This is a genomic window from Agromyces humi (assembly GCF_009720255.1).
Classification (GTDB): Bacteria; Actinomycetota; Actinomycetes; order Actinomycetales; family Microbacteriaceae; genus Agromyces; species Agromyces humi.
Window position 1 is genome coordinate 1 of the sequence record NZ_WJSP02000692.1, and the last position, 875, is coordinate 875.

Sequence of the window (875 nt, forward strand, 5' to 3'; positions counted from 1 at the left end):
GCCGGTCGCCCGCGAGACGGTCGCCGCGACGCCGTGCTCGCCGAGCCACAGGTCGGTCGCGACCGGCCCGGGGCTCACCGTGTTGACGCGGATGCCGCCGGCGGCCAGCTCCTTCGAGAGCGACTTCGAGAAGCTGAGCAGCGCTGCCTTCGCGGCGCTGTAGTCCATCACCAGGGGATCCGCCAGCAGCGAGTTCTCGGAGGCGACGTTCACGATCGCGCCGCCGGCCGCCATGCGCGGGATCGCGGCACGAGTGAGGCGCACGGCCGCCAGGACGTTGAGCGTGAACGTGCCCAGCCAGTCCTCGTCGCTGATCGACGCGAAGCCATCGGGGCGCACGGGCGCCGAGCCGACGTTGTTCACGATGGCGTGGATCTCGCCATCGGCCGCGTCGATGAGCCGCTGCGGCCCGTCGGCGCTGCCGAGGTCGACCTCGACGAACGCGAACCCCTCGCGCCCCTCGAGGGCACGCGTGTCGTCATTGGCGCTGCGCGAGCCCGCGACCACGAGCGCGCCCTCGTCGAGCAGTGCCCGCACGGTGGCGAGCCCGATGCCCTTGCCCGCTCCGGTGACGACGACGGTCCTGCCCGCGAGCCCGAGATCCATGGTCGCCACCCTAGCGGCGCCTGATACGGCGCGATAGGGCGGTCAGGCGGAGCGTGCGGCCACGGTCTCGTCGTCGCGCGACCGGAGTTCGCCGTCGAGGATCTCGAGGAGGAGGGGTGCCGCGGCGGCGGCGGGAGTGGCGGTGACCGCCGACACGATCCACTGCGGCGTCGAGGTCGACAGCTGGCGCATCCACCGTGCGATCGGACAGGACTCGGCGCTGCTCGTCCAGGCGCTCGCCGGTGACCGCGAGCCCGCGTGGGTCGACG

General features: G+C 73.1%; 2 protein-coding genes. Both read right to left on the reverse strand.

Annotated elements, in window-relative coordinates; translation table 11 throughout:
* A partial coding sequence (locus GH736_RS23560) for an SDR family NAD(P)-dependent oxidoreductase (protein ID WP_159607506.1) occupies positions 1–606 on the reverse strand: 606 nt, incomplete at its 3' end.
* Between the two features lie 42 nt (positions 607–648).
* The coding region (locus tag GH736_RS23565) for a hypothetical protein (RefSeq protein WP_203230942.1) at positions 649–875 on the reverse strand (227 nt) is incomplete at its 5' end.